Origin of the sequence: Microcoleus sp. S13_C5, assembly GCF_036700845.1 — a bacterium.
Lineage (GTDB): Bacteria > Cyanobacteriota > Cyanobacteriia > Cyanobacteriales > Microcoleaceae > Microcoleus.
The window spans coordinates 64,302-89,136 of the sequence record NZ_JAUBPR010000005.1 but is presented as its reverse complement, the minus strand read 5'-3'; the positions used below and the strand labels follow the sequence as shown (position 1 = coordinate 89,136).

Here is a 24,835-nt window from a genome sequence, read left to right as displayed (position 1 = left end):
GTTCCCAGGAAGAGCCTGAGAACGTATTTCTAGAGGATATGCCTCGATTTTAGCGGTTTTTGGTGTCTAATTTCTCAGGAGGCGCAAACCGCTTAAGGTTACTATTACTGTAGAGCCTTCGTGACCGATGACGCCGAAAGGCATGGTGATATTTCCGAAAAAATTAGCCGCTAATAACAGGACAATGCAACTGAGTGCAAAAACAATGTTTTGTTTGATAACTTTTTGAGCGCGACGGCCCAAACTAATTGCTTTAGCTAGTTGCTCTAACTTATCTGCCATTAATACGATATCAGCAGTTTCTAAAGCAACATCGCTGCCGGAAATTCCCATCGCAATGCCCACGGAAGCTTGAGCGAGGGCGGGGGCGTCGTTGATGCCGTCTCCTACCATTGCTACAGTTTGATACTGGGTTTGCAGTTGTTTAATTGCCTGCACTTTGTCTTCTGGCAAAAGTTCGGCGTACACTTCATTGATGCCTAATTGGCGGGCGATGTGTTGAGCTGTTTGCTCGTTGTCGCCGGTTAGCATAATTATATGTTCTACGCCTAATTTTTGCAATCGTTTTACCGTTGCTGCTGCTTCGGGGCGGAGGGTATCTGCTACTGCAATGATTCCCAAAAGCTGCTCGCCCTTTGCCACCCAAACAACTGTTTTACCTTCGGCTTGCAACTGCTGGCTGATTTGAGCTAATTCGGAAGTTGCTTCGACAAATTCGGCTTTACCAATGGCAATGATTTGATTGTTGACTTTGCCGACAATTCCTTGACCGATTTTTGCTTGTACGTCGGTAGCGGTTGACAATTGTAACTGTTGCTGCTGGGCGGCGCTGACAATTGAAGAGGCGATCGCGTGTTCGGAATGAGCTTCTAGGGCTGCAGCCAATTGCAGAACTTCTGTTTCAGTATATCCGGCTGCTGGTACAATTTGGATAACTTCAGGTTTTCCCGTGGTGAGTGTTCCGGTTTTGTCAAAGGCGATCGCCCTGACTTTACCAATCATCTCTAATTGCGCGCCACTTTTAAACAAAATCCCCTGTCTCGCCCCATTAGCAATTCCTGAAAGCAGCGCCGGCATAATCGAAGCCATCAGCGCGCAGGGGGAAGCGACTACTAGGAAAATCAGCGCCCGATAGATTGTCTCTTCCCAATTCCAGCCCAAAACAAAGGGCGGCAAAGTTGCGAGAAGCAAGCCTAAACCGACAATTAATTTGGCATAACCGCGCTCGAATTTTTCCACAAATATTTGAGAAGGCGGCGCTGCTGTTTGCGCTTCTTGAACCAGCCGAATCACTCGCTGAATCAAGCTGCTCTCTGGAGTTTTATGCACTTCAAGTTTCAGCGCGCCGACACCGTTAATTGTACCTGCATAGACTTCATCGCCGCTGGTTTTCTCCACGGGCATCGATTCGCCGGTAATCGAGGCTTGATCGATCGCACTGTAGCCTTCAATAATTATCGCATCTGTGGGGATGATTTCTCCGGGCTTGACTAAAATGCGCTCGCCAATTTCCAATTTGTCGATCGCAACGAACCGTTCCCCGCCGTACATTACCACCCTAGCAGTATCCGCAGTCAAACTCATCAAACTGCGGATGCTCCGTTCAGTCCGCTGCATAGCATAACCTTCAAGCGCGCCGCTAATTGCAAAGATTAAAATCAGCACCGCACCGTCAACAATTAAATGATATTCTTGCCGCCACAGCCCCAAACCGGCCGCGCCCAAAGCAGCGACAATCATTAACAAATCTACATCTAATTCGCGTTCTTGAAAAAGCGTAGTTAAGCCTTCGCGGGTGCTGGAATAGCCACCAATAACATAAGCTGCGGGCAAAATTAACACGGCTAAACCCAGCCAGCCGAATTGTAGCGCTAGCGAACCCAAGATTACTAGAATTCCGCACAGGGCGGCAGTCACAGCATCTGGATGTTCTTCGGCGAGGCGCCAGAGGCGAGAAATGGGGAGGGAATTGGGAGTCATGGGGGAAATTTGATTTGGTAGATGACTCCTGTAGCTTAAACATTGACATTAATGTCAATGTCAAGAGTGAAACTAAAATAAATCCAGCATCAACTCGCCCCTCGTTGAGTCCCAGAGTCCGACAGTCCGACAGGGATTGAAATCCCTGTCTCATAGCGCAAGTCCTCTGAAAGAGGACTCAAGAGAGTTGAGAATTGAATTTAATGTTTTAGTCGGTTTTAACCGACTTCTGCTATGAGACGGCGAATTGATTCCCCGGCGGACTCTGGGTAAATCAGAAAGCCAAATATACAGTCCCAAAATTCCCAAAATCGAATGCAAGAATACCTGACAATCAAACAACTTACAGAAGCGGTAAAAGGCACAATTACCCCGCGGATGGTGCGACATTATCACGCTTTGGGACTGCTATCTCCGGCGGTGCGATCGACCTCTAACTACAGACTGTACACCCGCAGGGACGTGCAAAGACTGCAAAGAATAGTCGCACTCAAGCAGCAAGGCTTTCAACTGTCTCACATCCGCAAACTGTTAGAAACTGACGCGGATGCTTCCCCAGACGCGCTGATGGCGACTCTGCAACGGCAATATCTGTCGGTTATTCAGCAAATTGTTCGCCTCAGAGAAACGGCTTCGGCGCTGGAAGGATTGCTGGGGCGGGATATTTCCTGTCAAGCGGTGCAAGCCGACGCATTGGCGCAATTAAGGCTGTTGCAGGCGGAAACTGAGGGGGGGTTGGATGAGTGGGAACAACTTTGGGAGGGTTGGGATGCGGGGGCGCACACTCACCCGGAGGATTTTGGGGAGTCGTTGCAGCATTTGTTGCCGGATTTGGCCGATCGCTCGGAAATTGAGGTAGACTTGCTTTCTAAACTGGTGTTAGCCTGCGGAGATTGTTCGCTGCTGCCGTTTGTGAAGTTGAGCGAAACGGCGATTAAATCGGCGCGGGAAGCTTTGAAAAATCAGTGTCAAATTGTGGCTGATGTGCCGCCTGTTTTTGCGGGTTTGGATCGGACAAGATTGGCGCATTTGGGAACAAGTATTGCAACTTTAATTGATGACCCGCACATCAATGCTGCGGCGGAAGCGGAACAGGAATTCTGGCGGCAGCGTGAGTGGTTTGATAAGTTGTTGAAACTGGAAAAAGGATGTATATTGGTGATAGGATATGCGCCGTCGGTGCTGATGGCGGTTTGCGAGGCGATCGAGTGTGGGCAACTGCAACCGGCTTTGGTAGTTGGAATGCCGATCGGTTTTAGTCATTCTCCGGTGGCGAAACGGCGGTTAGTGCGATCGGGCGTTGCTTATATTACAACTGTGGGGACTTTTGGCGGCGGGTTGTTGGCGGCGGTTGCTTTGAATGCTTTGGTTGAGTCTTTGATTGAAAAGCCGAATTGTCATTGTCATCTCAAGTAAAAATTGGCTTGAGAAAAGCGTACAAATCAAATTATCCTTAATCTGGATTTGTTGGATAGCGCAATTATGGCTTGAAACCTAGTTCAAAGAGTATGGCAAAAAGAAGTGTTTATATTCTAAGTATTACTCCGATTTTTCGGGGTTTAAGACAGCAAGATATGACTTAATTACTCAGGTTCCTATCACCCCTAAACAACATTTTGATTCTCTTTTAACCTAAAAATTTCGGAGATTCAAGCCAGAGCAATTAACCGCAAAAGGTACTCAGCTACTCACCATTGTCTTTGACCGTGGTGAGTATATCTTGTACTTTTTCAAAGGCAAGCTCAGTTATTCGGGCTGCCGATCTGGCACTGAGGCTGCATCTTTGACTCGTGTTTTTGGTTGGCTGTTAGCATAAGCACGAATTAAGGCAGACTTCTTAAGCCGTTTGACGCCACTCAAAACCAAGAGTGCAAACAGCGTTCCTATCAAACTCATCACCCACAAACCGCAGCCTGCCGCTGCACCTAATCCGGCAGCCAACCAAATAGTTGCTGCGGAAGTTAATCCTTTTACTTCAGCTTTACCCACTGGGTATTGAGTTTGTTGCAGAATGATTCCGCCCCCCAGAAAGCCTACCCCTGTGGCAACTCCTTGGATAGTTCGGCTCAAAGCATTGGAAGAGGAAAAGGTGCTGTCGCCATCCATCTGCAAAGGAATCATTACAAATATAGCTGCGCCTAGACTCACAATCATAAAGGTTCTTAAACCTGCTGGTCTACCTGGCTGCTGGCGGTTCATACCGATCGCGAAGCCTACCAGTAGTGCAGCCGTCAGCCTAAAGGTGACTGTTTGCCAATCGTTGGGGCTGAAAAAGATAGAACTCATTGCCTGTACTCCTACTAGAACTCGCTCTTCACGCGCACACATTCCCAGGCGTGGCAGGCTGACTTAAGGTAACTCCTGTTAGTCGCTAGATTTACTAGGGAATCAGGTTAAGTTTAAGTTAAGACTAAGTTAAATTCAAGTAGAGGTTCGGCTCGATGTGGGGCCCCGAAACGTCAAACGCTGGAACTCGGACGCTTTGTGGAGGCGCTTGGCTAATAGCTTGCAGAGAAATATCTGCGGTTGCCAATTTACATCGTTGCTTCTTTCTTCACCACTTCCCCAAAGCCCCCCAAACAGTACCCGAAACCACCCCCCAAATCGCCCCTAAACCAGCCCCCACGATCGCCCCCGCCACAGGCCCCAACTCCATCGGCACCCCAGCGCTAACAGCCGGAAACATCGCAGACACCGCCGCCCCCAACACAGCACCCGCAAAAGTACCCAAAAAACTGCCCCAAATCGCCCCCAAAGTCCCACCCCTGACCCCCGAAGGCTGAAACGAAATCGGCAACTTCGGCGCAAAACCGCAAAAACCCAACAAACCCCCAGAAACCACACCCCCAATAGCACCCACACCAGCCGCCACGATCGCCACACCCAGCAGCAAACCCGCAAACTCATTCACCGGCCGCATCTGGACACCGTATTGCTGCCAAACCACCAGCCCAGCCCCCAAAAAAACACCAGCCAGAGTCCCCACAAACGAGCCCCAGACAGCGCCCAAATACCCTCCGCGCCGGCCCCACACCCTACCCATCGGCAGCGCCAGAGGAGGCCGAAAACTCGCCCAAACACAGCCCCAGACAGCACCAACCACCGCCCCAGCCAAAATCCTCTCCCCGATTCCCGGAGTGCTATTAATCGCGCCAAACACCGCACCGCCGATCGCCGCCAACAAAAAAGCCCCCCAAGACGCCCCCACCAAAACTCCGCCCCACTTCCGCCAAATCTGATTCGGCGGCAAAGTAAAAACGCCCCACATCACCCCAAAAAAACAGCCCCAAATCGAACCAACAAAAATCGCCCCCAAAATAGCACTGCCGCCCTCAGCTATTGCCGAATAAATCCCCCCGATCGCCGCCAAACACAAACTACCCCAAACACCTCCCCAAGCAGCATCCTGAAAAATGCGCTCAAACTTGCCCACAGGAACCGGAGGCGCAGGAGTCCGACTCCGAGAAGACATCGGCATCGGTAGCAACGGCACTGCGTACTGGCCGAGGGGACGTGGCAGCCCCGTGGAGGGCTGTTGCCGACGCATTGCGGGCTGTGCCACGACAGGCGGTGGTTGGGGCTTTTTACGCTTGATTTTCGCGGGCTGCAAGTGCAATCCGTTGCTGACTGCTTGCCGCGAAGGAAACGGATCGCGCCCTTTGAGGAGTTTTGCCCGATCGCACCAAGGGCAACGACTGAGATGATTTCCGTATTTATGCTGACTGTTTTTGCTGCAAGTTATCAAAGCATCTTCGGCTTCCCGAATCGCATTCACCCAAGTTTTTGCATCCGGGCGCGCCGCAGGATTGCCGTGCCCTTCCTCAAAACAGCGGATAAACATCTGCCGCAGTCGCGGATGCAGCATCTCAAAAGGAGGCGCAGCCGGCATCGGGCGGTAGGGAATCCGTTTCGTACCTGTGGGGAAATGGCCCGATCGAATTCTCGCTTCCAAAGACGGCGGTTCATCGCTACCGAGATAAACTCCCGAAAACGGGTGCGTACCTTCCATCAGCAATTGAAAAATTAATACAGCTAAACCGAACAAATCGTGCTCTGGAGATCGATCTATATCGCGGAAAGTCTGGCCCTGCAACTCCGGCGGCGTAAACTCGGGTTTCCCCACGGGACACCGATAAACGTAACCTGTATAAGGATCGCGCACTTGAAACGAATCCGTGTCTACCAGCGTTACCAAGGCCGTATCCGTGACGAGAATGTTCGACTCGTTTACGTCGCCGATGACGTAACCCCTGACGTGGAGGGCGTTTACAGCCGAGGCGAGATTTCTGGCGGTACGGTGGAGGTAAAGATAGTTAAACAGCGGTTTTTGTTCGCGCCTGGTTTTAGGAGTGTAGAAAGTGTGTACCGGCATCACTTTGTTGACGCGCGGCATCACAAAACCGACAATTTTTTCTCGCCCGCCGACAGTATGCAGCAAATCGATCGGCCAAGCAATTGAAGCGTGTCCTGGTTCCGCGATCGGCGCATCCGGCGGCATACTGAACATGACTGTGAGTTTGTCGCCGTCTTCGTCTGTCGGTTTGTGGTAGATTTTTGCTACAAGGGACGAGTCTTGGGCGATCGGGTAGATGCGACCTTCACCGCCACTGGCGATCGCGGTTTTGGTGTCGATCGCAATCAGTTGTCCGCTAAATTGGCGCTGCAACTGCATAGAATTCCGTTATGGGATAGAGGATTTGGAAGCCATCACTCAATAAACTTGACTTGCACATTAAATCTTACCTTTGTTATGACTTAGGCACGGGTGCGTCGAAACCGGGTTTTTCACCAAAAGAGGCGTTGCAGCCCGCCGATTCGGTAAAAAACCCGGTTTCTTGGGTCGGAGTGCGTCAGCCCTGTTTCTGTTGGTGGGATGGGCGTCCCGCCCGTCCGCGCTATCAAAATTAGATGTGAACCAGCTTCAAATCCACCGACAATAACAACATTTTATCCTCAATTTTTTGCCTGACGGCCGGTGTCACCTGACAATTATCGCTGTTGAGGCATTCCACTAGCAAGTTGTGGGCATACCAATACTGTTTCAGCAAAGTTTTCTGTTGGGGGCAAAAGTTTCGATTGTAGCCGATCGCAGTTTTGAATTTTCCCAGCCAACTGCAACCGCACTCTTTGCGCCACTTTTTCCAGTTTTGCAAATCAGGCATCTGAGTCTGAAATTGTGCCAGCAGTTGTTTAAGTTCTGGTTCAATATCTAGTGCCCAAATGCCAACCAAGATACTCGCCACATCATTATCAAAAGCCCATTTCAGAGACTCGTTAACATCTGGAAATTCTACATTTTTTCCCGCCTTTGCCAAACAATTCCGCAACTTGCGAACTTTCGATCTATCAAACTTCAAACTCGGATCGAGGACGCGAGTCAAAGCCAAATCGAGTACGCAAACTAAGGCAACATAAAAAGCCCGAATTTCCGCCGGTTTGAACTTCCTTTGCACTAACTGAGACTTGTGATTTGCCCAGATTAGCAACTGCTGCAAAGTTTCATCTTTAGCGGCCATACTGTCTAATTTTTGTTGCATCAGCAGCAAAAGTTCGTCAGCAGGTTGCAAAATGCTGACAACTCTCACAAATTCATTTTTCCACTTTTTGTCTGCAATCCGGCTGACTAATTCTGGCAGGGAGTCAGGGTTGGCACTGTCAATGAGATATTCTGGTTGAGTGTCGGTTTCCTCTAGCAGTTCGTCAACTGCGCTTTTGATAAAGTTATCCACCAACCAGTCGCGGGTACGCGAGAAATTGCTCTCCAATTCTAGGTAATGACTGCCTAATTTTGCCTTAAAGTCTTTGGGAAAAATCTTTTTAGCCACTAACATATTTTTCCAGCGAGTTAGCTGGCTGCTGTTGCGTTCGGGAAAGCGGTTGTACAAATAGTCGATCGCGATCGCATCTAGAATATCCGCACCCAGCATTTCCCGCCGTTTCACCTCGTTTTCGGGCCTTATTAGGCGCCGCTGAGTTATATCCTCCCGATACTGGCTAACAGTTGGTTCAATCAAGTGCTGAATCAGCCAGTTTCCCCCACGGGAAAAATCGCGATCGAACTCTAAGTAAATCGCGGCAAACAAAGCCTCAAAACTTTCGGAAAAAGATATATTGTATTCGCTTTTGTCTGTTTCTTTCCCGTTCCATACGAGCCAACTAAGCTCGTTTAATTTCAAGTTTTGTGCAAATTCCGCAGTTTTTTTCGAGTCTGCTAAACGAGCTTTTAAGGTTGAGATAGCATCTGGATCGAGTTCTGGATATTGGCGGTAGAGGTAATCGGTAACAACTGCACCGAAAATCGCTCCGCCTAGGAGTGACAGACGTTTGTACTTAACCTCTTGCCAAGCGGGAGACTCCTCCGGGCGATCGGAGTAATATCTGGTAGAGTAACGGCAATTCAAGGCTATTTCCAACAGTTTTGTCTGCTGAAAGCTGGGAAGGTCGATCGCTGCTTTGACTGCTTCAATATCTACACTTTTATGTTTAATTCGCTCTAATTCTTCTTCACATTTACCCCACTTTTCCAACCAATCACCGCCCGCATCTTCCACATACAAATCCACAAAATCTACCCCGTAATTCATCCATTCATCCTGCATTTTTCTGGCTGCTTCCAGTTCTTCCCAGACTTTCTGCAAGTTATTTTCAACGGTGTGTGTACCTTGTACTGTCATAGTATTTGATTTTGATGTAATTTGATTTTATTTCCAACAATTCCACCGCGATTAAATCAAATCTCAATTCAATTTAGAGCGAGTTGCTAGTTGTGTCACAAGATTGATTGCTGCGGTAAATCTTCCCGTTACTTAGCCTTCCTCTCAAACACCTGTTGCCACCGTCTGGCAGATCCCTCCCGGAAACAGAAAAGGGGAGGAAAAATCTTGGTCTGTTTTCCCTTTTCCAGAAGCAGGCTGGGGGTTAGGTTTTTGGCATTGTCGCAAATTGTGCAATATGTGAGTTAGTCAAATTTTTTTTTCACCGAGTTTGGAGCAGTCGAACTATTCTCAGCAGCAGATATGCTTGATTTACGGGAACTTGAGGTAACGACCTGCGGGCAAATTATCACTATTATATAATGCAATGTTAACTAACTGGTTCAGGAAATTTGCATCGTTTTTATCATAACTTAAAAATAATCCTCTGTCAATCCCCCAATCTTGAAGAGTTTGTTGCCAATTCTGATATTTTTGTTCAGAGAATTCATCCGAAAGAGTAGTGACTTGAATGCAGAGGGGCTGTTGTTGGCGGCTGCTAACGATGGAATCGGTTGCCATAGAAAGATCGGCAACATATCGATACAAAACAGTGCCTTGGCGATCGACAATTCGGGCTGCGATCGCACGAATCACGATATCATCTCCCGGATCGAATTGGCCGGCCTTGAGTTTTTGTTTCCAGATGTAAAATTTGCGATCGTTTTCGCTCAACCATTTAGGAAATAGATAGCTGTACCAATACCTTTCTCCCGGCGTCATTAACTCAAACGCGGCTTTTTGTTCTCTTTCTGAAGGTAGAGATTGAACTGCCAGCCAAACCTGAGAATCTCGGATAAGCTGCAGCAAAAAAGCCATCACAAATTTCTTAGCAGTTAGCGAACCGGGTTTAACATCTTTCACCCAGCGATTGATTTCATCCAATCTTCTCGCCAAACTCGGATCTATTGGATCTGCTGCGCTAATTAGGGAGTTGAGCTTATCCTTAATCTCTTGTGCTTGCAAACGACGACCTACTGTACAAACTAAAGCAGAATTGTTGACACCTCGATTTTATTATAGAACCGCGCCAAATTTTCACCGCTCATTAGGCCTCTCCCAAAATTGTTGTGGGTAAGTATCCTGCCAGCCCTTAACTTTATTTGAGCAGATGTCTATTGAGTAGCTGCGACTGATTCCCGTAGGCGCTGGTACAATAAAACAAAATAAACATTCATCAACGGCCCGGCTAAAAACCCGAGTAGATTAGCTGCAAGCTGATATGCTACGGATTTCCCCGTCGGATCGATTAATAGGCAAATCAATAGTATTGGCACAAAAACCACCAAGATTATCAGCAAAGTGGATCTAAATACCAACCACCAACGCCCTTTAGTTAATTCCCAACTGCTGCTAATACTGTCCAACGCCGAAGAGTTATCAATAACGGTAGCGTAAGATGAAAACATTAACCTATATGATACATAAAACCCGGGAATTATTAGTGCAATGAAGCCAGCAGACACCAGCAGCAAACACATAAGGGAAGCAGCAATTAGTTGTAGCAATCTTCTGTTTGACTGAGTAAAAGACTGACCAACAGTTACTTGATTTTTTGTTAAATCTCGGTAACTGTAAAAAATCATAGCTCCCGACAAGAAAGGAACTACCACCAACCAGTAGATAATATTGAAAGCAACACCTACTGAACCTAGCTTGCCAGAACTATTGAGTCCGACACATATCAAAATTGGAGAGTTGATGAGCAACAGGGGAGCGTATCTAGAACCTATATTAGCAAAGGTTTCTCGCAACAGGCTTCGGGCACTAATTCGTGAAGCTGTCATAGTTTTTTATCCTGCTTTTGTAAGTGGATTGGTACATATTAAGTGCGTTTGACAAATAAACATTACATGGGAGGGTAAGTGAGAATACTCATCAAGTCGCTGGTATCTTATGATCCTACGCTAAACCTGCCCGGACAAGATACTATTTTTGTTAGCCCTTACCTACTTAGACATTATTAATTAGAAAAAGTTGCTAACAATAATGTTAAGTCATCATCGGTGCGTTCGGAAACGCGGGGCGATCGCAAAAATGACTCTAACTGCTGTTTCGCATCTTCCTCTTCTTTCCACTCGCCAGAAAACCGAAACAAAGGCGCAAAAAACGGCCCGTGGGGCGTGCCTTCCGGGATTTTGAGCGCTAGCATTTGCAAGCCGTCGGAAAAAACCGCTAAGTGCCGGAGTTTTTCCCGCAGTACCTTAAATTGCGCTGTTTCTATAGCATTCGGCGAAATCAAAAAGATAGTTTCGTTGATGTATTCGCCGCAGGGAGGTACAGTCAGGGCGATCGCATTTCCTGCACTATCACCTGCTACCGCCGCACCGTCGCCGATTTGAGCAACTGCGATTAATTCCGGTGTAGCAACAACCGCAATTAAAGTGCAGGCTAAATCTCTCGCAGCCACTTCCCGTACTGCCGCTTCTGCTTCCACCTGTGCCCGCGCAACTTGCAGTGATGCTGTCAAGAATACCTGCCATTCATCGTCATTTTGAGGCAGCTTTTCTTGTTGCTGGCAAATCGTTTCAACAACCGCTTCCACAGCAATTTTTGCCCCAACTTCTGCGAGTGCTGCCGAACCCGCACCATCGGCAACTGCTGCGGCTAAAACACCATTCGGCAAGAGACGCCAGCAGTGGGCATCTTGACAAGGCTGCGATCTTTTTTCGTGGCTGGTACCTATCACCGATGCCGCTACAACTTGCCAATTAAAGGATGAATTCTGCATTAATAACTCTTTAATTCAAAACTTCGTAAATTCACAACTATGCAAAGTCTGGACGGGTTTATTTATCCCTAATTAGGTAGGGCGATGCACAGCACACCTTACTTATTATGTAGGGCGACGCACACCGCACTTACCGCTGGTCACTTACTAATGACCAAGGACTTCCAACTAATGACTAAACAGTTCCCCATCCGGGTGGCGGCAGTGCTACTTGTTCATCAATTTTTGAGTGAGAAACTCTCTGCATACTAGCCGACAGCCAGATGAACATCTCTCTAAAGTCTAATCCTCTCAATTTTACAGGCGTGCGCTCGACAATTTGCGCCAGACGGGTGATATTAGCACCTTCCACTCCGACTGCAAAAAATGCCACGCGCTTGTTAGTTTCTTCCTCTTTAATCCGCTGTGCTGCTATTTCCACAACATCGTCGGATTCACCTTGAGGTTCGCCGTCGGTAATCATAAATACCCACGGGCGGTAATAGGTAATGCCGTTGTTGCGGTATTCGGATTTGCGGGCCGCAATAGTATCTAGTGCTAGCTGAATGCCTGCGCCCATGTGGGTTTGTCCTTGAGCTGTCAGCAGTGGCGTCTCGAACTGGTCGGCGGTCACGAAGTCTTGCACGACTTTGATATGATTGTCAAATGAAATAATCGCGACTTCGACTCGCTTTTTAGCTAGTTCGTCTTTAATTAGGTCATTCCTAAAAATTTCCAGCCCCTCATTCAAGGCATCTATGGGTGCGCCTTGCATGGAGCCGGAGGTGTCCAGCAGGAGGACGCAGGGACAGCGCGGCTCTGGGTTTTCGGCAAATTCTACGGCTTCGTCTAGTCTCATGGTTCGGGGTTGACCTGGGAGTGGCTCGATTTCTAGGTTTGTTACTTTACTGTATCAAGTCAGTAACAAATTTAAGTGCAAATTGCTAGGGCGATCGCATTTTACCATTTACCTGAATCGATTTTTGATTTTTGATTGTATATTTTAGATTTGAGAATAGGATGTCTGCGGTCAAAAAAACAAATTCATTCCTGCTTGTGGTAATATAGACTAATAGTATTACTGCAAAATAAGGATAAATCTTATGATTGCAACAGTCACGCAACAATTAACCTTTGACCAATTCCTTGTAGAATGTCCAGAAGATGGACTCTATGAACTGGTAAATGGAGAAATTGTAGAGATGAATTCCACAAGAAATCATGAGGATGTTGCTAATTTCATGTTGTTTGGCTTCAACGATGAAATCCGGCGACTAAATTTGAATTATGTAGTCAACACTACAGCCGTTATCAGAACTGTAAGTAAAGCCGGCATCGAACAAGGGCGGAGACCGGATGTCAGCGTAATCGATCGCGACTTGTGGCGATCGAACCGTTCTGCTTATGCTGCATTGCGGGAACCAATTCCACTGGCAGTGGAAGTAACATCAACAAATTGGGAGGACGATTATATCGACAAATTGGACGAATATCGCCGGCTCGGAATTCCCGAGTATTGGATTGTCGATTATTTAGCAATTGGCAGCAGGGAGTTTCTGGGAAATCCCAAAGTTCCAACTGTATTTGTTCACCTTTTGGATGCAGAGGGCAACTATCAAAGAAGCGCCTTTAAAGGCAGCGAACGAATTGTGTCGCGGACTTTTCCCGAATTAACGCTGACAGCAGAAGAGGTGATGAATGTTTAACTTCGGTTAATCCAGCTAGTCAGACTATTCTCCATAAACAATCACTAAAAATATGAAATCTATTTCTGATAAAAAACTTTCTAATCAAAAAGCTATTAGTCCTTGGAGTTACAAACCTTGGTGGTGCCAGCCTTGGTCGATTCTTTTAACTGGTACTAGCCTGATTAGCGGTAGTTGGTTTTTATTAAAAACTGTTTGGATAACTGTTTTAGTCGCGATTCCTTTATTAGCGTGGATGGGTTTTTTCTTGTTAGTTTGGCCGAGGTTGATGCTGTCTGGCGAAGTTTTGGATTCCGATGCAGATTAGGTTTTGGTGGCGCGCACCTTATGTTTAGGATAAGGTGCGCGGTCATTGGTGTCAACTTAACGTTAAACCCTCAGTCCGGCAGGGGTTCAAACAAGAGCCTCAAAGCGAAAGTCCTCGCTATGAGGACTAATGAGTTCTTCAGTCCTCTTCGAGAGGACTTTAGCTATAAGACAGGGAATTCATTCCCTGGCGGGCTGCCGGGTGAGCCAGAGGACTGGCGGACTCAAAGCTTAAGTTGACACTAATAGTGCGCGCTGCACACCCTAAACATAGGGTGTTTCCCCCTCTAGGTTTGCGGGTAATAGTCTTGAATTGCTTTTACTTCCATTGGGTAGGATTTGAGCGATCGAATTCCCGCTGCTGTCGCTTTGGCGCCGGCTATTGTGGTAATAATCGGGATTTTGTAAGTCAAAGCTGTGCGGCGGATAAAGATTCCGTCGGCTCGGGATTCTTCGCCGGAAGGCGTGGTGATAATTAGTTGAATTTTCTCATTCTTGATCGAATCCAACAAATTCGGTCGCCCTTCGTGCAGTTTCAATTCCAAATCTACCTCTAAACCTTGCTCTCGCAAAACTTTGCGTGTCCCGTGGGTTGCGACTACTCTGAAACCCAATTCTAAGAATTCCTTGACAACGGGTACAACTGCTAGTTTGTCCCGATCACGCATCGAAACCAGCACGGTTCCAAACAGCGGCATCATTTGTCCGGCACCTAATTGAGCTTTGGCAAAGGCTTTGCCAAAATCGGTGTCAATTCCCATGACTTCGCCGGTCGATCGCATTTCTGGCCCTAACAAGGTATCAGCTCCCGGGAACTTAGCAAAGGGCAATACTGCTTCTTTTACCGAAACATGAGTGGGTATAATCTCTTCAGTAAAACCTAAAGCTTCTAGAGTTTTGCCAGACATGACTCGCGAGGCCATTTTTGCTAAGGGAACTCCGATCGCCTTGGAGACAAAAGGCACTGTTCGAGAAGCTCGCGGATTAGCTTCCAAAATGAAAACTTGTTCTCCTTGAACAGCAAATTGAATGTTCATCAACCCGATTACTTTCAGGGATTTTGCTAATTCTATAGTCCAGCGACGGATTGTTGCCAAAGCTGTCTCCGAAAGCGTTTGGTAAGGGATAGAACAAGCAGAGTCGCCGGAGTGGATTCCCGCTTCCTCAATGTGCTCCATAATACCGCCGATCGTCACATTGCCAGTAGCATCGGCGATCGCATCGACATCCACCTCGATCGCATTCTCCAAAAACTTATCAATTAAAATCGGATGATCGGGTTCTACTAGGACGGCATAGGTCATGTAACGTTCCAATTCCGTATCGGAATAAACAATTTCCATTGCTCGCCCGCCTAATACGTAACTCGGGCGCACAACTACCGGATAACCGATCCGTTGAGCTACTATTAAAGCATCCTCAAAACTGCGCGCTAAACCGTTAGCAGCTTGCTGAATATCCAATTCCCGCAGAATCTTTTCAAATCGCTCTCTGTCTTCAGCAGTATCAATGGAATCCGGCGAAGTTCCCCAGATTTTGGTTTGTACATCGGAGTGATTTTCGAGAGCTTTTTGTAAAGGAACCGCTAATTTCAGTGGCGTTTGACCGCCAAACTGAATAATTATTCCCTCTGGATTTTCGGCTTCGATGATGTTGAGAACATCTTCTTTTGTTAGCGGTTCAAAATACAGGCGATCGCTCGTATCATAATCCGTCGAAACCGTCTCCGGGTTCGAGTTGACCATAATTGTCTCAAAGCCGTCTTCTCCTAGCGAATAGGAAGCGTGACAGCAGCAGTAATCAAACTCAATTCCCTGTCCGATTCGGTTCGGGCCGCCACCTAAAATCATCACTTTTCGTTTGGTAGAAGGCAAAACTTCCGACTCTGGCGCGAGACTGTGGCCTACAGGCGAAACTTTCTTTTCTTCATCGCCCACGTCCCAAATTGCGGCTCCCGCTTCGTAGGTGGAATAATAATAGGGTGTAAACGCTTCAAATTCAGCGGCACAGGTATCGACTGTTTTGTAAATCGGAATTACGCCTAACTGTTTACGGTAAGTGCGGACTTGATCTTCCGATGTTTTGGTGGCGTAAGCAATTTGGCGATCGCTAAAACCCAATTGCTTTACTTCAAACATTGTCTCTTTTGTCAACTCCTCCAACCGCGTTCGTTTCAAGAACTTCTCAGTTTCCAGCAATTCCTGCATCTTATCCAAAAACCAAGGGTCGATTGCTGTGAACTCGAAGATATCTTCCACCGACATTCCCATCATCATCGCGTGGCGAACTGTAAAAATGCGATCGGGATTTGGCGTCCGCAATCCGGCGCGAATTTGTTCCAAACTCGGCAATTTTTCCGGTTTGTCGCACCCGAAACCCGCGCGGCCTGTTTCCAATCCCCGCAGGGCTTTTTGGAAGGATTCGTTGAAGCTGCGCCCGATCGCCATTACCTCCCCAACTGACTTCATTTGTGTTGTCAGAGTCGGTTCGGAACCGGGGAACTTCTCAAAGGCAAATCGGGGAATCTTTGTCACCACGTAGTCAATTGTCGGCTCAAAAGACGCCGGAGTTTTCTTGGTGATATCGTTGGAAATTTCGTCTAGGCTGTAACCTACCGCTAATTTTGCCGCCATTTTTGCAATAGGGAAACCAGTTGCTTTCGAGGCCAAGGCGGAGGAACGGGAAACCCGAGGGTTCATTTCAATAACGATGAAATCTCCGTTGACTGGATTGACGGCAAATTGAATGTTGGAACCGCCGGTTTCAACTCCGATTTCGCGAATAATTTTCACTGAAGCATCTCGCAGGCGCTGATATTCTTTGTCTGTGAGAGTTTGCGCCGGGGCGACGGTGATAGAATCGCCGGTGTGGACGCCCATCGGGTCGAGATTCTCGATCGAACAAATAATCACCACATTATCTGCCAAATCTCGCATTACTTCGAGTTCGTACTCTTTCCAACCAATCAAAGATTGTTCGATCAAAATTTGGGATACTGGACTGGCATCAATCCCGCCTTGTGCCATTTCTTCAAACTCTTCTTGATTGTAAGAAATGCCGCCTCCCGTGCCTCCCATTGTAAAAGCAGGGCGAATAATTAACGGATAACTACCGATTTGGTGACCAATTGCTTTGGCTTCGTCGAGAGTGTTGGCAATTCCCGAAGGGCAAACGGCTACACCAATTCGCGCCATCGCTTCCTTAAACAATAGCCGATCTTCTGCCATTTCAATTGCTGGCAACTTAGCGCCAATCAACTCGACGTTGTATTTTTCTAGAACTCCATTTTTAGCGACGGCAACTGCTAAATTGAGCGCCGTTTGACCGCCCATAGTCGGTAAAATTGCTTGAGGTCTTTCTTTAGCGATGATTTGTTCGAGGATGACCGGCGTTAGAGGTTCGATGTAAATGCGATCGGCAGTTTCCGGATCGGTCATAATTGTTGCAGGGTTGGAATTCACCAACACTACTTCAAAACCTTCTTCTCGCAAAGCTTTGCAAGCTTGTGTCCCTGAATAGTCAAATTCACACGCTTGACCGATAACAATTGGGCCGGAACCAATGAGAAGAATTTTTTTTAAGTCTTGACGACGGGGCATAGGTTCGTAATTAGTAATTGGACAAGGTGGAGGATTAATTTGATATTTTGCATCAGTCTTAGAAACAGGCTTTTTGAGCTGTTCCCCCCAAAGCTTACTCAAAATAGTGCAAGTTTTGTTGTTAATTTGAAATTGTGCACCATTATCAGCCTTTTGGAAGCCGAACCTCGCAACTCCGGCTGACAGACACCCCCAGCTAACCAGAAATATTGATGAGAAAAGGGTGCAGTCGATCGGTAAATCAAGACTATTTTAAGTGTTGCGGTCAAATCGTGTTCTAAAATACACAATCCCTGTATTCCGCCTGATTAATTATTGTAGAGACTTAGACCAAGGCCTGTCCTGACTGTGGGGAACGGGTAGAATTAACCGGGTTGGATGATGAAATTTCCCGTAGCTTGCGGGGCCCGACGCCATCGCCCTCCGAGGATGTGACAATCACATATCCAGCCATGTAGCCGCGGCGATGGAGGACACGGCAATGTCGTGTCCAAAGCGTGTCAACTTAAGCCCATCGTCCGCCCTCCCACCCGCCCGTCAGTCCGCCAGGGAATGAATTCCCTGTTTAATAGCTAAAGTCCTCTCAAGAGGACTAATGAGTTTAAAAGTCTTCTTCTGAGTCCTCATAGCGAGGACTTGAGTTTTGAGGCAGGGGTTTCAACCCCTGTCGGACTGCGGGTTTAACGTGTTTGTTGACACGACGAAAGGCACGGTGTCGTGTCCCTACCGTATTTAATCCAATTTTTAGGCTTTGCGCGATCGGCGAATGAGTACACTAATCACTTCTCCCAGCTTTGCACCTCGCTGCGGCGGGCTCCAATCCCCGACGGCGGCAAATCCCAGTCGGTACAAGGTGTGGATGGTTTCTAACACGGCTGCGCGGGAACCGACAACAGTGATCCGCACTACTTCCTGTTCGGATACTGCTGAGGTGTCATTTGGACGATCGGAAAAGTTATCGTCAGGCACGAATTCCTGTGACATAATATGGTCTCCTGGTTTTTGGTTTTCTAGGAAAACCCAAAAACCCAGCCGCCCCGCACGTTAACACCGAGCAGGGCGGCTACAGAGAGTGTTAAAATTCTCCATTAGCCTCCAGACTGCTGCTATCAGTTTGGCGGTTAGCTGTCCATTGCTGTTGGTAGCAGCTTTGGGCAGTGCAACTAGATTTTTGAGCGACGCGGGCTGCTTCCTCTTCGAGCAAAGCAGCCTTAATTTCACAGCGTAGCCGCAGATGGGGGCCGCCGTCAATCGATTTTAGATTTTAGATTTTAGATTGAGATTTTCCTGCAACAACTCTCCGGTCACTCCCACCCTCCGCTTCTTCCAGTCTCTCCCCCTCCCTCAACCCAACCTACTAGATGAGGGAATGCGCCGAGGAAGATGTAAAATATGGAATCGTTCCAAAAGCTTAAAATCAAAAAACTAAAATACAGATATGCCTAGAACACAAGTGCGAATATTCCTTGCACCTGCTGCTTGAGGGCAACCACATCAATTTTAGATTTTAGATTTTAGATTGTCCTCCAACAACTCTCTCCATCTCCTATGCCTAGAACTCCCAGCGAATATTCCGTGCACCTGCTGCTTGAGGGCGGCCACCGCGAAGAAGTGCGTTTCGCAACGCTGCAAGATTTTCAAAAGTGGTACAGCAGTACGCTGGTGCCGAAACAAGATTCAAGAGAATTTCTTAACGTCCCGATTAAAAATATTCAAGGCGAATACATGGTAGTTCGGCCTACCAGCGTTCTCGCAATTCGCGTAGAACCGATATTTACTTCTAGCGTCGAACGATACGATGAATAAGGAAAATAATCAATTGAGTAGGGAAGATTGGAAATTGAGCAAGATTTTTCGCTATCAGCTATTAGCGATCGCCTGTTGCGTTTTGGCGATCGCTTTTTCCGTGCCCGCCGTTGCAGCCCCGCCACTGCAACCAATTAGTCTAAATCAATTGCAAGCTGGCGAGTCGGATGATCTCGCCTTTGACGCTCAAATCTGGGGCGAAAATGGCAAACCGGGCGATAAAGAATTGCTGTTAAAGTCGCTCGACAACAGCCTCCGCTATCTCGATACATCGGCCGCCGCCACTGCTTACAGCCGCTATCCGGTAGCAGGAGTTACGCGCGATCGAGTCCGCCGTTCCCTTGATCGATTCCGCCAATTAGTTGTCAGTTCCACCACCCCATCACAACTTCAGGAATCGGTCAAGCGCGAGTTTGTATTTTACAAATCTACGGGCAAAGATGGCAAAGGAACAGTCGCATTTACAGGTTATTTCGAGCCGACTTACGCAGCATCTCGCACCCCGAATTCCGAATACCGTTATCCCCTGTACCGGATGCCGCCAAACATGGCATCTTGGCCCAAACCTCACCCGACAAGATTGCAATTAGAAGGCGAAGATGCTTTGCAGGGAAGTAAAGGATTGCTGCGAGGATTAGAATTAGTTTGGTTGCGCGATCGCTTCCAAGCATTTCTCGTGCACGTCCAAGGTTCTGCCAGATTGCAGCTAACAGATGGTAGCGTCATGACAGTCGGTTTTGCAGGCAAAACCAGTCACAGTTATACAGGAGTTGGAAGAGAATTAGTTAAAGACGGAAAATTTACTTTAGAAGAGTTAAATTTGCCTAAACTCAAGGAATATTTTACTAATTTTCCGGCAGAGATGAACAAGTATTTGCCGAAAAATGAAAGCTTTGTATTCTTCCGGGATACTAATGGAGTTCCAGCCACAGGAAGCATTGGAGTGCCAGTAACTGCCGAAAGGTCGATCGCCACGGACAAAGCTTTAATGCCGCCCGGTGCACTAGCATTAATTAGTACAAAACTCCCTTATCCGAATGCGGCGGGACAACTCGAACAAAATGCGGTAAATCGCTACGTTGTGGATCAGGATACCGGCGGTGCAATCAAAGGCGCGGGGAGAGTTGACGTATTTATGGGAACGGGGGATTTAGCGGGCGAGAGGGCCGGTTTTATCAACTCGACAGGAGAACTGTATTATCCGCTTTTAAAGTAGATTAATTCTACTTGATGTGATTGTTTGCTGTGCGTTGCAATCCCGGACACGGCACGGCCGTGTCCCTACAGATATTATCGCCGACAATCTATATTTAATCCTACTTTTCAGAATTGCTATAAAATAGAAAATACCCCTCCCCTCCAAACTCCACAAATGCTAAACAAAATTCTGCACTTCTTCAAACGACTATTTCAGCGAATATTCGGAACCCCAACCCCACCCACCCCGCCGGGGAATACCGCCATCCGCCCCACCCTAACTGACGCGGAATACGAGTCGAAATTCATGGAAATCCTGGAAGGGGTGAATGCCGGTTGGAGTCGCGGTGATGTAGCGGGATTCTTAATCGCAAAACGCCTTAAAGATGGTGAATTGGTGGCTTGGTTGCGACGGTTTGGGCAAAGATTGTTAGAGGGCGCACATGATGACACCGCTGCTACGGAGGCGGTGGCATCGCTTCAGGAATTGGCGCAGCGGCTGGTTTTGTTAGGTAGAGTTGGCAGCGGGGAATTGTCAGAGGTTGCGAGGCAAATTGGGCGGGAAATATTGACACGGTTCCCGCTGCCGGAGGTTGAGGAGGAGGATACAAAGGGGAGGGTGATTGAGGCGGTGTTTGTTGGGGATGGTTTGGGTTTTTCTGGGGAAGTGAACCGCACAGGCGCAGAGGCTGCTGCGGAGGAAGAATCTGAAGTTAATGTAGATGCTGAGGCGTGGTGTGATCGAGGGAATGAGCAGTATAATTTAGGAAGATTTGAAGAGGCGATCGCATCTTATAATCAGGCAATTGCTCTCAAACCAGACTATCACGATGCTTTGCACAACCGAGAGGTAGCGCAACGTAAGTTAGGCGAAATTAAATAGGCGGACTCGCTTGTCTCCATAATTTTTGCTAGGTATTGCGAGCGACATGATACTATTAATAAGTAATGCCAGTTTTCCTGGCTAATTATCATACATTTAAAAGAGAAGTTGGAGGACTTCAGTCCTCACTACCCACTTAATTTGTAAGGTGTGTTAGGCGCACATACAATAGGTTTATACTATTAAAATTAGTCCCAAATTATTACATCCCAAACCCACATCGAATGACACAAGTAATCGGCATTGACTTAGGCGGAACCGCAATTAAACTCGGCCGATTCGGCGAAGACGGCATTTGTTATCAATCCTTAACTGTCCCAACTCCTCAACCCGCAACGCCAGAAGCCGTTTTAGCTACAATGACCGATGCTATTTTACAACTGAATCCGGTCGAAAATGCTGTAAGCGCGATCGGCATCGGCACTCCAGGCCCCGCAGACGCCGCCGGCCGCATAGCGAGAGTAGCAATTAACCTCAAAAACTGGCATAACGTCCCCCTAGCTGACTGGGTGGAAGATAAAACCGGACTGCCGACCATGTTAGCGAATGATGCCAACTGTGCCGGATTGGGAGAAGCTTGGTTGGGCGCAGGAAGGCACTTTAAAGACCTAATTTTAATAACTTTAGGTACAGGAGTCGGCGGTGCAGTTATCCTAAACGGCAAACTATTTGTAGGCCATCAAGGGGCGGCAGGAGAACTAGGATTGATTACTATAAACCCCGACGGCCCGGAGTGCAACAGCGGCAATCGCGGTTCTTTAGAACAGTACGTTTCGGTGCAAGCAATTCGCCGAGAAACGGGTTTGGAACCGCTAGAATTAGCAAATATAGCTAAGTCGGGAGATGCCAAAGCTTTAGAATTCTGGCAAAATTACGGGCGCTATCTGGGTATCGGTTTGGCAAGTCTCATTTATATTTTGACGCCGGAAGCTGTTATTATCGGCGGTGGAATTAGTGCAGGTGCAGAATTTTTCTTGCCGAAGGTTCGAGAAGAAATTGAGCGGCGGGTGTTGCCGACTTCTCGCGAAGATTTGCAGTTATTGGTTGCTGAATTGGGCAATCAAGCAGGCATAGTAGGTGCGGCCAAATTAGCTTGGCAGCTTGTTCAATAGTTAAAATTTAAAAATTCAGCGCATTTTACGGCGCTTTTTTCATATCTAAAATTAGGATGCAACCTAAGCATTTTAGGTAAAAAAATAAAATGAATGTGAGGAGTTACTAAACATAGTCTCCTTCATTCTTCATTGTTCATGCTTCTAACTAAGGACTAAGGACTAAGGACTAATGACTGCTTCATGGCAGAGATTGTCCAGTCGTATTTTTTATGTATTCCTGAATTTGTTGATAAGTTTCCGGGTTGCTTTGGCGGAGGATAACAATATTAGTTGCGCTGTCAGGCAGGCAAAAGCTTAGCCGACCGTTTTGTTCGCAAGCAAAAGAGCTAATTCGACTCATATCGATCGCAAATTCTTTGCGGTCATAATGAATTTTAATCCACGAACCTCTAGAATTGCGATCGATGGTTTTTTTGAGGTAATCGAGAACTTGCTTGTAAGCCTCATAATTGCCTTGGGGATTGAGGATAATCGGCTGACTGCTATTAGGCAGCCAAAAGGTGAGACGCTTGTTATCCAGTTCGCTAGAAAAAGCACTTATAGTGTCAAGGTCAATTATGTATGTACTTTTCTCATAAGTAATTTTGCTCCAATAAGCCACAAAGCCTCCTCAAACCTGTGTTTCTTGGTATTTTAGGATAGTTTGACAACTCCTACCATTTTAGATTTTAGATTGTAGATTTTAGATTGGGCATGACTGATGACTATCTGGGTTGGGAAGTTGCCTAAAGTTGCATTTTTTTGGGAAACTGGTATCAGCCTTGAAATCCGTAAAAAGTTAAGTAAAAATATCAGCATTTTTACCTTCTGCCTTCTGCCTTCTGCCTTCTGCCTTCTGCCTTCTCCCTTGTGGTACTAGCCCCCCAGCCCTAGCATAGGGGTGGGGGGAAGGTTTTTCACTCGTTGAGAATGCTGCCCGATATCTAGTCCGGTAAGTGCGACCCCTATCAAATCTTATTGGTCTGTTGGGCGGGTTTTGTAATGTCGATTGTCTGGGCGATTTGAATATTGTCTATTCTGAACCGCCCCTACAGACCTCTAATATATCAGAACTAATCGATCGCACAGGAGATGAGATCAGTTTGCTGCAACTTTCCCGGCAACCAAGTCCCGGCCCTCATCTTCTAAAACATCCTGCTTTCCTTGGATGCTAGCGGCCTGGATAAACCCTTGAAACAATGGGTGGGGGGTGCTAGGTCGAGATTGGAATTCGGGGTGAAATTGGCAGGCTATAAAAAAGGGATGATTGGGAAATTCGATCATTTCTACCAAGCGGCCGTCTGGAGATGTACCGGAGACTGCATAACCTGATTCTAAGAAAAGATTGCGGTAGGCGTTGTTAAATTCGTACCGATGGCGATGCCGCTCGTAAATCACTTCTTTCTGATAAAGTTTGAAAGCTAGCGTGTCTGGGTTGACACGGCACGGATACAAACCCAGTCGCATTGTACCGCCCAAATCAACTACATCTTGCTGTTCTGGCAATAAATTAATTACCGGATTTGATGTATCCGGGTCAAATTCAGCGCTGTTGGCATCTTTTAGTTGGGCGATGTGGCGCGCCCATTCAATCACAGCACACTGCATCCCCAAACACAATCCCAAAAAGGGTATTTTATGGTGTTTGGCATATTCGATCGCCGCTATTTTGCCGTCAACTCCCCGAACCCCAAAACCTCCCGGTACAAGAATGCCGTTGATATCTTTGAGATAATTATCGAGGTTTCCCGATTCTAAATCTTCTGAGTTAATCCAGTGCAAATTCAGGTCGCAGCCGATCGCAATTGCCGCGTGTCGCAAAGCTTCGACCACCGAAAGATAAGCATCGTTTAACCGCACGTATTTGCCAACTAAAGCAATATCAATTTTGTGATTGGGACTGTAAAGCCTGTTGACTAAAGTTTGCCACTGATGCAAATCTGGCTGGCGATGTTCGAGTTGCAGCAAATTGATCGTTTGTTCCGCTAAACCCTCCTGTTCCATCATCAGCGGCACTTCGTAGATACTTTTAGCATCTTGAGCGGTGATGACACATTCTTCAGGGACGTTGCAGAATTCCGACAATTTCTGTTTCATGCCCAAAGACAGCGGCCGATCGCACCGACAGACTAAAATATCTGGTTGAATGCCGATCGACCGCAATTCCTTCACCGAATGCTGAGTCGGTTTAGTTTTCATCTCCCCAGCCGAAGGAATCCAAGGTATCAGCGTGACGTGCATATACACAACATTTTGCCGGCCGACATCCTTGCGAAACTGGCGAATTGCCTCCAAAAACGGCAAAGATTCAATATCTCCCACCGTTCCGCCGATTTCCGTAATCACGACATCGGGATTAGTATTTTTGGCTACCCGGTGAATTCGCTCTTTAATCTCGTTAGTGATGTGTGGAATCACCTGCACCGTGCTCCCCTGATACTCACCGCGACGTTCTTTGTTGATCACCGCTTGATAAATGGAACCCGTGGTGACGCTATTGAGGCGAGACATGGAAGTATCGGTAAAACGCTCGTAGTGCCCCAAATCCAGGTCAGTTTCCGCACCGTCTTGCGTGACAAAGACTTCTCCGTGCTGAAACGGGCTCAGAGTGCCGGGGTCAACGTTAATATAGGGGTCTAGCTTCAAAATCGAGACAGAATAGTCCCGCGACTTTAATAGGCGGCCCAAGGAAGCACCGACAATTCCCTTGCCGATACTGGAAACCACGCCGCCAGTCACAAACACAAATTTGCTCATAGGATTTTCGACTTTAGATGTTTCAATGTCAGGTCAGACTCAAAT

The 24,835-nt window shown here is 47.3% G+C and carries 20 protein-coding genes; 7 read left to right on the top strand and 13 right to left on the bottom strand.

Translation table 11 applies throughout. The features are described 5' to 3' along the window. Positions 1-66: 66 nt before the first annotated feature. The gene (locus QUA04_RS02900) at positions 67-1,980 is read right to left on the bottom strand and encodes a heavy metal translocating P-type ATPase (RefSeq protein ID WP_333253579.1); all 1,914 of its coding nucleotides are present in this window, start codon (positions 1,978-1,980) and stop codon (positions 67-69) included. A 315-nt stretch (positions 1,981-2,295) separates the two neighbouring features. Here QUA04_RS02900 and QUA04_RS02895 point away from each other — a divergent pair, with 315 nt between their 5' ends. Next, positions 2,296-3,396, top strand: a complete 1,101-nt coding sequence (locus QUA04_RS02895; protein WP_333253577.1) for a precorrin-8X methylmutase — start codon at positions 2,296-2,298, stop codon at positions 3,394-3,396. A 330-nt stretch (positions 3,397-3,726) separates the two neighbouring features. Here QUA04_RS02895 and QUA04_RS02890 read toward each other — a convergent pair whose 3' ends face one another. From QUA04_RS02890 to QUA04_RS02860, 7 genes are all read right to left on the bottom strand, one after another. Continuing rightward, entirely contained in the window at positions 3,727-4,266 is a 540-nt protein-coding gene (locus tag QUA04_RS02890) for an MgtC/SapB family protein (protein WP_333253575.1), read from the bottom strand. Between the two features lie 268 nt (positions 4,267-4,534). Continuing rightward, positions 4,535-6,652 (bottom strand): DNA-binding protein, encoded by a 2,118-nt coding sequence (locus QUA04_RS02885; protein WP_333253573.1) that lies wholly within the window; start codon positions 6,650-6,652, stop codon positions 4,535-4,537. Positions 6,653-6,884: 232 nt separating this feature from the next. Continuing rightward, positions 6,885-8,654: an NACHT C-terminal helical domain 2-containing protein gene (locus QUA04_RS02880; protein WP_333253571.1), complete on the bottom strand. Its 1,770-nt coding sequence runs from the start codon at positions 8,652-8,654 to the stop codon at positions 6,885-6,887. A gap of 351 nt (positions 8,655-9,005) precedes the next feature. Further along, entirely contained in the window at positions 9,006-9,698 is a 693-nt protein-coding gene (locus QUA04_RS02875) for a hypothetical protein (protein WP_333253569.1), read from the bottom strand. A gap of 149 nt (positions 9,699-9,847) precedes the next feature. Continuing rightward, positions 9,848-10,519: a hypothetical protein gene (locus QUA04_RS02870; protein ID WP_333253566.1), complete on the bottom strand. Its 672-nt coding sequence runs from the start codon at positions 10,517-10,519 to the stop codon at positions 9,848-9,850. 176 nt (positions 10,520-10,695) lie between these two features. Continuing rightward, positions 10,696-11,463, bottom strand: a complete 768-nt coding sequence (locus QUA04_RS02865) for a PP2C family serine/threonine-protein phosphatase (RefSeq protein ID WP_333253564.1) — start codon at positions 11,461-11,463, stop codon at positions 10,696-10,698. 175 nt (positions 11,464-11,638) lie between these two features. Further along, entirely contained in the window at positions 11,639-12,301 is a 663-nt protein-coding gene (locus tag QUA04_RS02860) for a VWA domain-containing protein (protein ID WP_332953856.1), read from the bottom strand. Between the two features lie 244 nt (positions 12,302-12,545). Here QUA04_RS02860 and QUA04_RS02855 point away from each other — a divergent pair, with 244 nt between their 5' ends. Beyond that, positions 12,546-13,148 (top strand): Uma2 family endonuclease, encoded by a 603-nt coding sequence (locus tag QUA04_RS02855; protein WP_333253562.1) that lies wholly within the window; start codon positions 12,546-12,548, stop codon positions 13,146-13,148. Between the two features lie 52 nt (positions 13,149-13,200). After that, entirely contained in the window at positions 13,201-13,455 is a 255-nt protein-coding gene (locus QUA04_RS02850; protein WP_333253559.1) for a DUF6737 family protein, read from the top strand. A gap of 286 nt (positions 13,456-13,741) precedes the next feature. Here the strand turns inward: QUA04_RS02850 and carB are convergent, their stop codons facing one another. The 3 genes from carB to QUA04_RS02835 form a co-directional block, all read right to left on the bottom strand. Continuing rightward, entirely contained in the window at positions 13,742-17,053 is a 3,312-nt protein-coding gene (carB, locus tag QUA04_RS02845) for a carbamoyl-phosphate synthase large subunit (RefSeq protein WP_333253612.1), read from the bottom strand. Between the two features lie 744 nt (positions 17,054-17,797). Beyond that, on the bottom strand, positions 17,798-18,037 hold the full coding sequence (locus QUA04_RS02840) for a hypothetical protein (protein WP_333253557.1): 240 nt from the start codon (positions 18,035-18,037) through the stop codon (positions 17,798-17,800). Positions 18,038-18,128: 91 nt separating this feature from the next. After that, positions 18,129-18,257 (bottom strand): hypothetical protein, encoded by a 129-nt coding sequence (locus QUA04_RS02835; protein WP_333200623.1) that lies wholly within the window; start codon positions 18,255-18,257, stop codon positions 18,129-18,131. Positions 18,258-18,601: 344 nt separating this feature from the next. Between QUA04_RS02835 and QUA04_RS02830 the strand changes: the two genes are divergently transcribed. From QUA04_RS02830 to QUA04_RS02815, 4 genes are all read left to right on the top strand, one after another. Continuing rightward, positions 18,602-18,859 (top strand): hypothetical protein, encoded by a 258-nt coding sequence (locus tag QUA04_RS02830; protein WP_172192361.1) that lies wholly within the window; start codon positions 18,602-18,604, stop codon positions 18,857-18,859. Beyond that, positions 18,852-20,075 (top strand): murein transglycosylase A, encoded by a 1,224-nt coding sequence (locus QUA04_RS02825; RefSeq protein WP_333253556.1) that lies wholly within the window; start codon positions 18,852-18,854, stop codon positions 20,073-20,075. Before QUA04_RS02830 ends, QUA04_RS02825 begins: the two co-directional genes overlap by 8 nt. Before the next feature lie 156 nt (positions 20,076-20,231). Next, a complete protein-coding gene (locus tag QUA04_RS02820; RefSeq protein ID WP_333253554.1) occupies positions 20,232-20,939 on the top strand; it encodes a tetratricopeptide repeat protein in 708 nt (235 codons plus the stop codon). A 224-nt stretch (positions 20,940-21,163) separates the two neighbouring features. Continuing rightward, positions 21,164-22,051 (top strand): ROK family protein, encoded by an 888-nt coding sequence (locus QUA04_RS02815; RefSeq protein WP_333253552.1) that lies wholly within the window; start codon positions 21,164-21,166, stop codon positions 22,049-22,051. A gap of 181 nt (positions 22,052-22,232) precedes the next feature. Here QUA04_RS02815 and QUA04_RS02810 read toward each other — a convergent pair whose 3' ends face one another. Together QUA04_RS02810 and QUA04_RS02805 are read right to left on the bottom strand one after the other, a co-directional pair. Next, positions 22,233-22,655 (bottom strand): hypothetical protein, encoded by a 423-nt coding sequence (locus QUA04_RS02810; protein ID WP_333253550.1) that lies wholly within the window; start codon positions 22,653-22,655, stop codon positions 22,233-22,235. 476 nt (positions 22,656-23,131) lie between these two features. Further along, positions 23,132-24,790 carry a CTP synthase gene (locus tag QUA04_RS02805; RefSeq protein WP_333253548.1) on the bottom strand — a complete coding sequence of 553 codons (1,659 nt, stop codon included), beginning with the start codon at positions 24,788-24,790 and terminating at the stop codon, positions 23,132-23,134. Positions 24,791-24,835 lie beyond the last annotated feature (45 nt).